The 15027-nt window shown below is 34.0% G+C and carries 10 protein-coding genes; 8 read left to right on the top strand and 2 right to left on the bottom strand.

From position 1 onward, the window contains the following. Positions 1-792 precede the first annotated feature (792 nt). From TERY_RS21915 to TERY_RS33830, 6 genes are all read left to right on the top strand, one after another. Positions 793-1239 (top strand): AP2 domain-containing protein, encoded by a 447-nt coding sequence (locus tag TERY_RS21915; protein WP_196797138.1) that lies wholly within the window; start codon positions 793-795, stop codon positions 1237-1239. A gap of 45 nt (positions 1240-1284) precedes the next feature. Next, entirely contained in the window at positions 1285-2466 is a 1182-nt protein-coding gene (locus tag TERY_RS21910; RefSeq protein WP_044137001.1) for an aldo/keto reductase, read from the top strand. 996 nt (positions 2467-3462) lie between these two features. Next, complete coding sequence (locus TERY_RS21905) at positions 3463-4110, top strand: TerB family tellurite resistance protein (protein ID WP_011613836.1); 648 nt, start codon at positions 3463-3465, stop codon at positions 4108-4110. Between the two features lie 95 nt (positions 4111-4205). Beyond that, the gene (locus TERY_RS21900; RefSeq protein WP_011613835.1) at positions 4206-4970 is read left to right on the top strand and encodes a Fe-Mn family superoxide dismutase; all 765 of its coding nucleotides are present in this window, start codon (positions 4206-4208) and stop codon (positions 4968-4970) included. Between the two features lie 1829 nt (positions 4971-6799). Beyond that, positions 6800-7696, top strand: a complete 897-nt coding sequence (locus TERY_RS21890; RefSeq protein WP_011613834.1) for a rhodanese-like domain-containing protein — start codon at positions 6800-6802, stop codon at positions 7694-7696. A gap of 411 nt (positions 7697-8107) precedes the next feature. Then, a complete protein-coding gene (locus tag TERY_RS33830; RefSeq protein WP_011613833.1) occupies positions 8108-8329 on the top strand; it encodes a hypothetical protein in 222 nt (73 codons plus the stop codon). A gap of 95 nt (positions 8330-8424) precedes the next feature. Here TERY_RS33830 and TERY_RS21880 read toward each other — a convergent pair whose 3' ends face one another. After that, the gene (locus TERY_RS21880; RefSeq protein ID WP_011613832.1) at positions 8425-8913 is read right to left on the bottom strand and encodes a Uma2 family endonuclease; all 489 of its coding nucleotides are present in this window, start codon (positions 8911-8913) and stop codon (positions 8425-8427) included. A 1133-nt stretch (positions 8914-10046) separates the two neighbouring features. Here TERY_RS21880 and uvrA point away from each other — a divergent pair. Together uvrA and TERY_RS33825 are read left to right on the top strand one after the other, a co-directional pair. After that, positions 10047-13061: an excinuclease ABC subunit UvrA gene (gene uvrA / locus TERY_RS21875; RefSeq protein ID WP_011613831.1), complete on the top strand. Its 3015-nt coding sequence runs from the start codon at positions 10047-10049 to the stop codon at positions 13059-13061. A 172-nt stretch (positions 13062-13233) separates the two neighbouring features. Then, entirely contained in the window at positions 13234-13518 is a 285-nt protein-coding gene (locus tag TERY_RS33825; RefSeq protein ID WP_155994569.1) for a hypothetical protein, read from the top strand. Between the two features lie 1310 nt (positions 13519-14828). Here TERY_RS33825 and TERY_RS21870 read toward each other — a convergent pair. Beyond that, complete coding sequence (locus TERY_RS21870; RefSeq protein WP_044136999.1) at positions 14829-15026, bottom strand: hypothetical protein; 198 nt, start codon at positions 15024-15026, stop codon at positions 14829-14831. Position 15027: the final 1 nt, after the last annotated feature.

Raw genomic sequence — 15027 nt, 5'->3', positions numbered from 1 at the left:
AGCTTAACTAGCTATAAAATTAGAGATTTAACTTGGCTTAACTCTGTTAGTATGTGCTATCTTAATGATTAAGAATATTTGAATAATCTCATGGACGATAAACAAGTATGAGCTTTTGTTGATGAAAAATCAATCTAGAAAAACTTGTTTTTTTGTTTATCATTAGGAATGAGAGTATTTTTTAACTATTTTAAAGTCAAGCTTGATAAGTCTGTTAATCTTCTGGCTTACTACTAGTAAGCACAAAAAAGTTTAACTGTATTAAATTTTGTCAAGTTACTCTCAGCTAAATATCTGACAGTAGACTGGAAAGAAAGTTTACATCTTTTTACATAGGAATAAAATTTAACATATACCTATTTGTTGGATAATTAGTAGTCAAAAAATTAAAGAGAGGTTATAATAATTATTTTAAGAGACTTATCGGTAGATATAACCATGAGGAGGTGATTAACACAAAAAAAAAGTAAAACCACTATATACACGAATGGTTAAATGCTCTTGAGTCGTTAAGTAAAAACATGAATAAAATTACTAAGACTTCTGAGTAAAAAAACCATAAAGTCAATGATTTTTTGAAAACTTAATTGATAAATTACAGTTGGGGTGCAGCTAAGAATAATTAAACTGGCGATAGCGCTGAAAGAGAAAAAGTTACATAATTATATTCTCAAAAACTTTGTACTGACCTCAAATGTTTAAATAAATTAAGGATTTTCTATAGATTAATAAAACAAGAAAGCTGCAAAAATGTCTAAAGAAATTTTGATTACTAGAGGGCAGATAGTAATAGTGGATGAACAAGACTATGAAGAATTATCAAAGCATAAATGGTACTTAATAGATGGGTTTGCTGCTAGAACAATAAAAAAAGAGGAAAAGAGAACTACTATATATATGCACAGAGTGATTATGGATGCTCCTATGGGTGTATCTGTTTATCATATTAATCACAATAAACTAGATAATCAGCGAGAAAATTTACGCTTAGTTAAAGGAAGTGCGCGAATGCACAGAAGACCTAGCGTTAAACATTCATCTAAATACCGAGGAGTGTATTGGTGTAAGGATAAACGTAAATGGATAGCAGAAATTAAAGTTTACAAAAAGCAAATACGTTTAGGTCGTTTTGAGGTAGAAAAAGATGCAGCTATTGCTTACGATGAAGCAGCAAGAAAATATTATGGTTCTCTAGCTAGAACAAATTTTACAATAAATAATATAGAGGTAAAAGAATAACCTTCTCACCGAAATTAATAGAAATTAATAGAGAGTATTCAGATGATGCAATATCGACGCTTTGGGCGCACAGAATTATCAATACCAGTGTTTTCCTGTGGCGGAATGAGGTATAAATATAAATGGCAAGATGTTCCTAAAAATGAAATCCCACTTAATAATCAACAAAACTTAGAAAATACAATCCGTCGCTCTCTAGAATGTGGGATTAACCACATAGAAACGGCCCGTAATTATGGCACATCTGAAATGCAACTGGGAGAAATTTTACCTCAACTACCACGGGAAAAATTGATTATCCAAACAAAAATTAGCCCAAGCGTTGACTCCCAAGAATTCAAATCCAAGTTTGATCAGTCTCTCCATTTTTTACAACTAGAATATGTTGACTTGCTGGCCATACATGGGATTAACACGTTAGAACGTCTTGACTATTCTATTAGACCAGGAGGTTGTTTAGATATAGTTAGAAAATTACAAGAGCAGGGAAAAGTCAGGTTTGTTGGTTTCTCTACTCATGGGCCAACTGATGTAATAATTAAAACTATAGAAACCAATCAATTTGACTATGTTAACCTACACTGGTACTACATTAATCAGGAGAATTGGTCCGCAATAGAGGTTGCTAATAAGTTTGATCTGGGAGTATTTATTATTAGTCCTTCTGATAAGGGTGGTAAATTGTATCAACCGCCACAAAAATTAATAGATTTGTGCTATCCATTAAGCCCAATGGTGTTTAATAATCTATTTTGTTTGAGTCATCCCCAAGTTCATACATTGAGTTTGGGAGCTTCAAAACCAACAGATTTTGATGAGCACTTAAAAACATTGGAATTTTTAGAGAAACCAGATGAGATATTACAACCAATATTAAATAGTCTAGAAAAAGAAGCGATCGCTAAACTAGGAGAAAATTGGTACCAAACTTGGCATATTGGTTTGCCTACTCCAGAAAATACTCCAGGAAATATTAATATTCCTGTGATTTTATGGTTAAGAAATTTAGCGATCGCCTACGATATGTGGGAATATGCTAAAGTACGCTATAACTTATTGGGCAATGGTAGTCATTGGTTTCCTGGTGCAAATGCTGAACAAGTAGAAAAATATAACTTGAGTAAATTTCTTGTGAATAGTCCTCATGCTGATAAAATTCCAGATATTCTTCAAGATGCTCATCAATTACTGGTAGGGACTCCAGTAGAACTTTTGTCTAGCACTTAATCTATATAATAGCATTTTTTTTATTAGATTAGTTGACTACTTCTAGCTTATTTACAAATAAGGGAAAATTCTCAAATTGATTAAGTAATATATGAGTTAATAAATGTAAATACTTTAATTTTTTTCCCTTGTCAATAAAAATACTGATAGATAATATCAAGCTGGTATAATTTTAACTCTATTTAGATACTCACTATGGGAAAATTTTGGGGAATTAGGAATTAGGAACTGGGAATTGAGAATAATATATGTGAGAAGAGTATTTTGATGATGGCTAATTAGTGAGATTTGATATAACACTTGGTAAATTAATGTGCATACTCTAGAAAATGTTCTAGGTAAGATTAAGATTTTGGTTATTTTATGCTTAAGAATAAGAGCGATGGGTAGATTCTTCGATAAGGGAGTAGGGGAGCAAGGGAAAAGCAAACATAATAATAATTAATACTGAAATGTTAATAATTATCAAAAAAGTTATTCAGTAAGTTTTAATTATTTAAGAGTTGAAGCTTTACTCAAGTTAACTATTCTTTTTTTGCACAAGGTACAAGTTATACTTTTTTATCTTATCTCCTGAATCACATTAACACCCCAAGGACGGAAGTAATACATTGAGATTTTATTGAGATTTTATAGGCTTAAAACTTTGAGATACTTAGTAATTTCAATAAATTGTTTTACATATATAGTTTGAAACTATTTGCAAGATTCTTTTTTTAGCTTTGGTATTATTAAGTAATGGTAGTGATGAGTTAGTAGTGAAAATTAGGATTTTTTTCAGATTAATTTAAACTTAAAAAGTGCAACCTGATAATATTTAATTATTTAATTATTTAATAATAAGTTTATTATTCAAAATAATTTAGTTTTATATAAAAATTTGTTTATAATGTTTGATTTTCCAAAAAATGTAGATAATTTATATGGTTAATTTTTTGTTCTTTATTCGTTTTGATTTATCTTTTTATTCACATTTCAGAGCTTTAAAAAAAATCTATGTCTTATGAACATATTTTCAATAGTAAAGTAAAATCTTCTGAAGAACTAACCCCTAATGAAGCAATTTTTGCTATTGGTTTAATGGTTATGGCGGTTGATGGTGATATTGATATGAATGAGGTAGAAATTATTGAGGGTTTCTTAGTTAGAAAAGGATTTACTGCTAGAGAAGTAAATGTAGCTAGAGAAAAGGTTTTAAGAATTATTGCTCAAGAGAAAAATGAAGCATTATTTTATGCAGCTAAACAGGTACTTCAAAATGAAAAAGAAATAGAAACTGCTTTTGATTTGGCTGTTGAAGTTGCTATGGCAGATAATAAGTTAACTGAGGAAGAGGATAGTTTTGTTTTTGGTTTGGCTAAGAGTTTAAAAATTAGTCGAGAAAAGGTTGAGCAAAAATTTGCAAATGCTACCAAGTATTGCTATAATTCTAGTAGATTAATTGAAAAAATTGAGGAAATTTTATTAAAATTACCTATAGGTTCTAAATATGAAGGATATATTAATGCTACTACAGATTTAAAGTCTTTAAATCTTAAAATTCGCACTCCAAATGATGAGTTGGTAATTCTTAATATTGATGAAACTGGTAATCACGATCAAATAGAAATGGAATTGGAGTTGGCTCCACCATGGATGTTGTAAGTGGTTGATAGTATTATAACATTTTTTATATCTAAATTCTCTAAAAATTTATCCGGAATTAATTAAGGTAAATTGTTGTTTTTGGGTAATTAATAATGAATATTAATCGTCGTCATTTCTTGCTTTTACTAAGTACAACTTTAGGGTTTATGACTGTAAGTAGTTGTAAGATATCACTAGATAATTCTTCTGGATCTGTAATAGAATCTACTTTACCGAATGATACTAAGTTTTCAGAAAATTTAGGGGTATTTCAACTAACACCTTTACCTTATGGATATGATGCATTGGAACCTTATATTGATAAGGAAACTATGGGGTTTCACTATGGTAAACATTATGCTGGTTATATTAAAAAGTTAAATGGGGCGATCGCTCAATACCCTAAACTTAAGGAGTTTACTGCTGAGGAGCTATTGCTTGGTTTGAATAGTTTGCCTCAGGATATTCGTACTGCTGTCAGAAATAATGGTGGTGGTTATGTTAATCATAAAATGTTTTGGGAAATTATGGCTCCTAATGGTGGGGGTAAACCTGAAGGAAAAATAGCTGTTGCTATTGATGAGAGTTTTGGTAATTTTGATGGTTTTAAGGAAAGGTTTAATGCTGCTGGTGCTGCTCGTTTTGGTAGTGGTTGGGTATGGTTGGTTTTGGGTAATGATGGAAAGTTGAAGGTTATTAGCACTCTTAACCAAGATAGCCCTTTTTTGACTGGGAACTATCCCATTATGGGTAATGATGTTTGGGAACATGCTTATTATTTGAGGTATCAAAATCGTCGCCGTGATTATTTGAATGCTTGGTGGAATATTGTTAATTGGCCGGAGGTTAATCGTAGGTATGAGTTGGCTCTTCGTTAACTTTTAATTGTTAACTTTTAAGGGACTTGCAAAAAAAATTACTAGGATAACTGCAACAAACCCCAAGTTTCTTTTTGGTTTCAGCTTTCTGGCTATTTAAGTTGAATAAAAAGTCATGTATATGGGCGAACTTACCCTTATATCCTTTACTATATCATAAATTTTGTGAGTATGTCACCCCATCCCTTTTTTAATTTTTTGAGCTCCAGAAAATGAAAATGTTACTGGCTTTTTATAAAAGGGGATAAAATAGTAAGACTTGATGATCTAAAAAAAATGAGTGCATAAGCTGTTGTTTTTTCTGGAGCTTCAGAGAATGAAATTAAATATGTTTAGTGACGGCCTCTAATTTGAGATTTTCTCAGACTAGTTGAATAAAAAGTCATACATACGGGCGAGCTTAGAATTATAGCTTTTACTATATCATAAATTTTGTGAGTATGCCACCCCATCCCTTTTTTATTTTTTTTGAGCTACAGAAAATGAAAATGTTACGAGCTTTTTATTAAGGGGGATAAAATAGTAAGACTTGATGATCTAAAAAAAAATGAGTGCATAAGCTGTTGTTTTTTCTGGAGCTTCAGAGAATGAAATTAAATATGTTTAGTGACGGCCTCTAACTTGAGGTTTTCTAAAACTAGTTGAATAAAAAGTCATACATACGATCGAGCTTACCCTTATAGCCTTTACTATATCATAAATTTTGTGCGTATGCCACCCCATCCCTTTTTTGATTTTTTTGAGCTTCAGAAAATGAAAATGTTACGAGCTTTTTATTAAAGGGGATAAACAGTAAGATTTAATGATAGAAAAAATCAGTTGAGTAGACGATAAAAATATTGTCAACTTAAATTATTTGGGTAAATATAGAATCATTTATGATCAGAATTACCCATCATAAATTTGGATTTGATGGGAGTATATCAATTAATTTAAAACTTATGGAACCAAACGGAAATACCTACGACCAAAAAGGCTTAGTTGGAGTGGGTCATCAAAGTATCCATCAAAGTATTGGTACGGTAAAAGACAATGCTAAAGTTGTTAGGATAATTAGTTATTACATCGACATTGTCACGACAGCAAAACGGCACTGGACGTTAAAGCATATCCAAAATTTAAGGCACAGGACCTACCTGATAATTACCAATGGATCAACGATATGTTAACCCTAGTGCAGGATGTACCCATGACAAGGGACGCTCAGGAGGGGAGCCGGATGAGGTGAAAGTCTCACGTCCGGTTCTGAAGACGAGTCGGGCAGGGTAACTTACCTGGCTTAGTTTAACACAACCTGGATAGAGAACATAGCAATACGAATGAATCCTGATATTTATAGGTAAATAAATGAGTCAACAATAGACATTTCAGATTACGTCTATAAATACTTAGGTACAGACCCCAAACAACCTTTAAAATCTTACGATAATTATTACTATACTTATAACAAAGATGAGGATAATTGGGAATGGAAACATTGCAGTTCTAATTAAGCTAGATTTTCCTGGAACAATATTTTATCAACAAACTTTGTATACTTTATACTATTCTTTAATTGCAGCATTTAAAGTTGTATGCTAAACAAGTAATAGTGTATTGTCAAGATTTGGTTTAGTGATATAGTTTTACGAAAATGCGTTAGGACATTTTTCTATATGTTCCAATGCTTATTACCTATTCCCTATTCCCTTGCAACCTAAAATTACTCACCCAGTCCTAACCAAAAGATTTATTGGTATATGAGGTCTACTGAATTTTATTGCGCTAATGTAATACTTTTTATCTGATGGATTACATTGAATTAACCAGACCTCTGTAACAAGAGGAAAATGTTGAACAAAAAAGTAACCTACAAGACCACGAAAACCACAATGAGTAATAGTATTTTAATTAACCCTGCAGAACTTGCTGATCTTATAAAGACAGTCCCCTGTGTCATTATCGATACCCGGAGATCCGAAGCCTATGAAGAAAGTCATATTCCGGATGCGGTAAATTTGCATAATATTTTCACCTATCTGGCGACTTCTACCCCTGAAGGCATAGCAGAATTGAAGGGTAAGTTTGAAACTGAATTCGGTGCAGCTGGCCTGTCGGGCAAAGAAACTGCAATCATCTATGAACAATCCATGAACACTGGTTTCGGCCAGTCTTGCCGTGGCTATTTTCTACTGCAATATCTCGGCTATCCACAAATCAAGGTGCTACACGGCGGCTATGAAGCTTGGACTTTAGCTGGAATGCCAACGTCATCGCAAGCTGTCACTCCGGAACCGAAGATATTTCCATCCTCAGAGGCTGGCGCAAGCCTGATGATGGACACTGCTGATATGCTGGCTGCAGTCAAAGATAAGAGCGTAGTCAAGCTTGACGTTCGTGACATCGACGAATGGATTGGAGAAAGCTCTTCACCCTATGGTAAGGATTTCTGCCCACGCAAAGGCCGTATTCCAGAAGCTAAGTGGATCGAGTGGTATCGGATGATGAAGCCAACCCCAACAGGGTTAATGCTCAAGAACAAGGAAGAAGTCCTTGCAGAATGCGCCACAGTAGGCATCACACCAGAAACGCCGGTTGCACTTTATTGCTTCAAGGGTGCGCGGGCCTCCAACACCTATCTTGCTCTTAAAGAGGCAGGTGTGAAGGACGTGAAAATATATTTTGGATCCTGGAATGAATGGTCCCGTGATCCTGCCCTCCCAATTGAAGAAGGCCTGCCATACTAACAGATTGCTGAAAAAGTAGATGACAATAGCTCAAGCCTCTGACTTGGAGGGGGCAGATGTTTTATTACCGATGGTGGAAGCAGAAGCGCTATTAGGGGATAAAGCTTATGATGCTCAAGAGCGGGCAATTGGGCCTTAACCCAAAGAGGCATAGAAGTAGTGATTCCTCCGAAAAAAAACCAAAAAGAACAGCGTAATTATGATCAAAGGCTTGTACAAAGCACGTCATCTGAGCGAAAATTTCTTTCTTTGCCAAACTCAAACAGTATCGAGGGATCGCAACAAGATACGATAAAAGTTCGGTTAACTTCCTGGGAGGGGTTTATTTGGTAGCCTCAGTAATTTTATTAGCATAGGGATCCCTATCTACCTACAGCATATAATACCCCTGCATGTCAATCTCTGTAATTGATGATATGCCCTAGGAATAATAGTAGGTTTATTACTGGCGGCACACCATGTATTGAATACTTTAGCTTAAGACTTATTCTCTGCCAAAATGGTTTAATTCCTTGGAACTATGCCAGATTTTTGAAATATGCTACTCAAAGAAAATTAATTCAACAAGTTGGAGGTCGTTTTCGCTTTATCCATGATTCTCTGCGTAAACATTTTGTTAGCCATAACAGATAACTTTTTTATTTTCTCAGTCAGACAAAAATTCATCCCTAAAAATTATGATCTTTTTCAATATTTCCACCATATTTATCAACATCAAATCATGTATCTTACCCCAGTATTTCATCGACTTGAATATTAATATCTGAAAACCTTTGAACAGATAAAAATTCCCCTCGCTTTAACTTTTGTACTTCTTGATAAATACTACCAATAGGTTGTCGATACACCTCCAGACATTGCTCATTAATATCTACCAACCAAACCTCAACTACATTATTTTCTCCATAGAGAACAACTTTAATTTCACCGTCGAATTTAATCCTACTATCTGCTACTTCAACTATGAGAAATACATCCTGAGACTGGGGATGTCCTGATGCATAAAAATCTGCTTTTGGTTCTAATAAAACTACATCTGGTTCTGGTTCGGAATAGTTATCTAATTCAACTGGGTTTTGAATGCTCACTAAAGCGCGATCGCCTAATTTTTGAAATAGTTTATTTAAGCGGTTCACCCACGCTGCATGTTGACGACCTACTGGGGACCTTTTCAGAATTTCTCCTCGAATTAGTTCTACTCTCTCGTCCTCTTTCAAAATACCTACTTAAGGCATTTTGTTATATTCTTTGAGCTTAAATAGTCGTCTTAGCTGCCTGACTGACATAGCACAAAGTTCCTAATATTTGTGGTTTTCCACATTCAGGGATAGATGGAAAGATTTGTTCAGGATTTTTTTGGAGCTTCACAGGATGAGAATATTCCTACTATTGCTTCTGGGAAAATTTCCTCAATATTCCATGGTCTGTGATTTGCCAAAATAAATGGGTTGAATAAAAAGTCATGTATATAGGCGAACTACCCCCACAATACATTTATAATATCACAAAAATCATGAGGATGGAATCAGATTTTTCAAAGTCGCGGCATTTTTTCTGGGGCTCCAGAGAATGAAAAAGCAGAGTAATTTTCCACTAAGGATGGATGGAAAGACTTTGGGAAAAAACAAACATATATTTATGGGTGCTTCAGAAAGTGAAAATATATCTGCTCTTTTCTCCTGTAAAAATTTTCCCAATATTCCATGGTCTGTGATTTGCGGCCATAAATGGGTTGAATAAAAAGTCATGTATATAGGCAAGCTTAACCCACAATACATGTATAATATCACAAAAATCATGAGGATGGAATCAGATTTTCCAAAGTCGCGGCATTTTTTCTGGAGCTCCAGAGAATGAAAAAGCAGAGTAATTTTCCACTGAGGATGGATGGAAAGACTTTGAAAAAAAACAAACATATATTTATGGGTGCTTCAGAAAGTGAAAATATATCTGCTCTTTTCTCCTGTAAAAATTTTCCCAATATTCCATGGTCTGTGATTTGCGGCCATAAATGGGTTGAATAAAAAGTCATGTATATAGGCAAGCTTAACCCACAATACATGTATAATATCACAAAAATCATGAGGATGGAATCAGATTTTCCAAAGTCGCGGCATTTTTTCCGGAGCTCCAGAGAATGAAAAAAAGAGGTAATTTTCCACTGAGGATGGATGGAAAACCTTGAAAAAAAGCAGACATATATTTGTTAGTGCTTAAAAAAATGAAAATATTTAAGCTATTGTTTCTGGGGAAAAACTTCTAAATATTCGATTATCTCTGAACCAGACAACTTGGTTGAATAACTAATAACTGATAATTAATAACTAATAACTAATAACTAATAACAAAAATGACCAATATCCAAAACGGACATCATTCTTACCCCAGCAATGAAAATACCATCCGCATCCGAGGAGCCAGACAACATAACCTCAAAAACATCAACCTAGACCTACCACGCGATCGCCTCATAGTCTTCACAGGAGTATCCGGTTCCGGCAAATCATCCCTCGCCTTCGACACAATTTTTGCCGAAGGGCAACGTCGCTACGTCGAATCCCTCAGTGCCTATGCCCGACAATTTCTCGGACAGCTCGACAAACCAGATGTGGACTTCATCGAAGGATTAAGCCCTGCCATTTCCATCGACCAAAAATCCACATCCCATAACCCTCGCTCCACAGTTGGAACCGTCACCGAAATTTACGACTATCTAAGACTACTATTTGGTAGAGCCGGAGAACCCCATTGCCCTATCTGCCACCATAATATTGCCCCCCAAACTATTGATGAAATGTGCGACCGAGTCATGGCTTTGCCAGACCGCACTAAATTTTATATTTTAGCCCCAGTGGTTCGAGGCAAAAAAGGGACTCATAAGAAACTTTTGTCCAGTTTAGCTGCTCAAGGATTTGTTCGTTTGAGAGTTGATGGAGAGGTTGTAGAAATTGCTGAAAACATCAAATTAGATAAAAATCATACACATACTATAGAAATTGTTATTGACAGGCTAATCAAAAAACCAGGTATAGAAGAACGTTTAGCAGATTCTTTAAATACTTGTCTACGTCAATCTACTGGAATTGCTTTGATTAAAGTATTAAATAATACATCAGCATACACAGGGGCAGTACCTACAAAAAATAAGTATAACCTAAATCCGGAAAAAATAGCAACTTCAGCTAATTCTAGATCTGGGAATAATTCAGCTAATTCTAGTCAGGAACTAGAAGTAGAAATGGAAAAGTTTGAGACTCAAATAGTCTTTTCGGAAAATTTTGCTTGTCCGGAGCATGGAGCCGTGATGGAGGAGTTGTCGCCCCGGCTGTTTTCTTTCAATTCTCCTTATGGCGCTTGTCCGACTTGTCACGGCTTGGGTAGTCTAAAGCAATTTTCCCCGGAGTTGATAGTACCAGACCCTAATGCACCTTTATATTCAGCGATCGCTCCCTGGTCGAACAAAGAAAATCCTTATTATTTTTCTCTGCTTTATAGTTTAGCTGAAGCTTATGATTTTGATATAGAAACTCCCTGGAATAAATTAAGTAAAAAAGAGCAGAAGTTAGTGCTTGAAGGTAGCGACGAACCTATTTGGATAGAAATGAAAAATGGAGAAGGAGATTATCGTTACTATCCTGGAGTTATCCCTACTTTAGAAAAGCAATATAAAGAAACAGGTTCAGATTTAATGAAACAAAAATTAGAGCAATATTTAATTAATCAAACCTGTGAAACCTGCCAAGGAAAAAGATTAAAACCAGAAGCACTTTCCGTAGAAATAGGGCAATATAGAATTACTGATTTTACAGAAGTTTCAATTCGAGAATGTTTGGAAAAAATTAATAGCTTACAACTGAGTGATCGCCAGGCAAAAATAGCAGAATTAGTATTGAAAGAAATTCGAGCCAGACTAAATTTTCTTCTAGATGTTGGCTTAGATTATTTAACATTAGACCGAGCAACAATGACACTTTCTGGAGGAGAAGCTCAAAGAATTAGATTAGCAACACAAATTGGTTCTGGCTTAACAGGAGTTCTCTATGTTTTAGACGAACCAAGTATTGGTTTGCATCAAAGAGATAATAATCGTCTGTTGCAAACTTTAAGCAAACTTCGCGATTTAAAAAATACATTAATAGTTGTGGAACATGATGAGGAAACTATTAAAGCAGCCGACCATATTATTGATATTGGTCCGGGTGCGGGAGTTCATGGCGGGCGGATAATTTCTCAGGGAAATTTTCAGACATTATTAGAAACGGAAGAGTCATTAACTGGTGCTTATTTATCTGGCAAAAAAAATATTACTACTCCATCTGAAAGAAGAGGAGGAAATGGAAAATCTTTACTTTTGAATAATTGTCATCGAAACAATCTCAAAAATATAGATATAGAGATTCCTTTGGGAAAACTTGTCTGTATTACTGGGGTTTCTGGTTCAGGAAAATCGACCTTAATGAACGAATTAATTTATCCAGCTTTGCAACATTATCTCAGTCGTAATGTTCCTTTTCCTAAACATTTAGAAAAAATTAAAGGATTAAAAGCAATAGATAAAGTAATAGTAATTGACCAATCACCTATCGGCAGAACTCCCCGTTCAAATCCTGCAACTTATACAGGAGTATTTGATGTAATTCGAGGAATATTTGCAGAAACTATAGAAGCAAAAGCTAGAGGTTATAAGCCAGGGCAATTTTCTTTTAATGTTAAAGGTGGCAGATGTGAAGCTTGTAGCGGACAAGGTGTAAATGTAATTGAAATGAATTTTTTGCCAGATGTTTATGTACAATGTGAGGTTTGTAAGGGTGCAAGATATAGTAGAGAAACTTTGCAGGTGAGATATAAAGATAAGTCAATTGCTGATGTTTTAGATATGACTGTAGAGGAAGGTTTGGAAATATTTAAAAATATTCCCAGGGCAGCAAGTAGATTACAAACTTTAGTGGATGTGGGATTAGGTTATATCAAATTAGGTCAGCCTGCACCGACTCTTTCTGGAGGAGAAGCACAAAGAGTAAAATTAGCTTCTGAATTGTCTAAGAGAGCAACGGGAAAAACTATTTATTTGATAGATGAACCAACAACTGGTTTATCATTTTATGATGTTCATCAGTTATTAAATGTTTTGCAAAGATTGGTAGATAAAGGAAATTCAATTGTAGTAATTGAGCATAATTTAGATGTGATTCGTTGTGCCGACTGGGTACTAGATCTAGGCCCGGAAGGAGGAGATAAAGGAGGAGAAATTATTGTTTGTGGAACCCCTGAAGAGGTGGCAGATAATTTTGAGTCTTATACTGGAAAATATTTGCGGGAGGTATTGGAAAAGTATCCACCTGAAGCTGAAAAAATTGATATTTAATAAAGTCTCTATTTTATACATAGTCGAAAATTTGCCAGATACTTTTTGAGAATTTTGGTTATAGTAAATATTTTCTGAAGTGGAGCGATCGCCTCTTACTTACCCTCAACTTTTTGTCATTTTTACCATCTATATAAATAGTCGAAAATTTCCCAGATACTTTTCGATAATTTTGGTTCTAGTAATATTTTCTGAAGTGGAGCGATCGCCTCTTACTTACCCTCAACTTTTTGCCATTTTTACCATCTATATAAATAGTCGAAAATTTCCCAGATACTTTTCGATAATTTTGGTTCTAGTAATATTTTCTGAAGTGGAGCGATCGCCTCTTACTTACCCTCAACTTTTTGCCATTTTTACCATCTATATAAATAGTCGAAAATTTCCCAGATACTTTTCGATAATTTTGGTTCTAGTAATATTTTCTATAGTCAAAAATTTGCCAGATACTTTTTGAGAATTTTGGTTATAGTAAATATTTTCTGAAGTGGAGCGATCGCCTCTTACCTACCCTCAACTTTTTGCCATTTTTACCATCTATATAAATAGTCGAAAATTTCCCAGATACTTTTCGATAATTTTGGTTCTAGTAATATTTTCTATAGTCAAAAATTTGCCAGATACTTTTTGAGAATTTTGGTTATAGTAAATATTTTCTGAAGTGGAGCGATCGCCTCTTACCTACCCTCAACTTTTTGCCATTTTTACCATCTATATAAATAGTCGAAAATTTCCCAGATACTTTTCGATAATTTTGGTTCTAGTAATATTTTCTATAGTCAAAAATTTGCCAGATACTTTTTGAGAATTTTGGTTATAGTAAATATTTTCTGAAGTGGAGCGATCGCCTCTTACCTACCCTCAACTTTTTGCCATTTTTACCATCTATATAAATAGTCGAAAATTTCCCAGATACTTTTCGATAATTTTGGTTCTAGTAATATTTTCTATAGTCAAAAATTTGCCAGATACTTTTTGAGAATTTTGGTTATAGTAAATATTTTCTGAAGTGGAGCGATCGCCTCTTACCTACCCTCAACTTTTTGCCATTTTTACCATCTATATAAATAGTCGAAAATTTCCCAGATACTTTTCGATAATTTTGGTTCTAGTAATATTTTCTATAGTCAAAAATTTGCCAGATACTTTTTGAGAATTTTGGTTATAGTAAATATTTTCTGAAGTGGAGCGATCGCCTCTTACCTACCCTCAACTTTTTGCCATTTTTACCATCTATATAAATAGCCGAAAATTTGCCAGATACTTTTTGAGAATATTTGTTCTATCTAGAAGTAATTTTACTTCCATACACCAAAAACATTTTCATTTTCTTAAGCAAAAAAAAATCACGGGTTAAAGGATTTTCGGTTGCATCTACAGACAAATTTTGATATAGTAATAACTGTGGGGGTTACTCGACCTTATATATGACTTTTTATTCAACTAATTTTTCTGACTAAATATTAAATATATAGTTATCTGAGCAACTAGATAAATTGCTGTAATTCTGAGCTAATTAATTTCCTTTTTAATCTAGACTTTTAGCAGGTAGCAAAAATATGGAAAATTTGACTTCCATGTACCGCAAACATTTTCATTTTCTTAAGCAAAAAAAATCGCAAGTCAAAGGATTTTCAGTTGCATCTGTAGAAAAATTTTGATATAGTAATAACTGTAGGTAAATACTCGCCCTAATACATGACTTTTTATTCAACTAAATATATAGTTATCTGAGCAACTAGATAAATTTCTGTAGTTCTGAGTTAATTAATCTCCTTTTGAATCTAGACTTTTAGCAGGTAGCAAAAATGCAGCTATTAAAGCAATAGTACCTCCTAATAAACCAAAACCTAACCAAGAATTAAAATTATTACCTCTGCGTTTTGCCACAAAAGCAGCAGCAGTACCAATAAAGAGATGCAAAATCATTAATATCCAAAATAATTGCCAGTTAATTTCAGTCATT

This window comes from Trichodesmium erythraeum IMS101 (genome assembly GCF_000014265.1).
Lineage (GTDB): Bacteria > Cyanobacteriota > Cyanobacteriia > Cyanobacteriales > Microcoleaceae > Trichodesmium > Trichodesmium erythraeum.
This window is presented reverse-complemented; position numbering and strand designations above follow the sequence as displayed.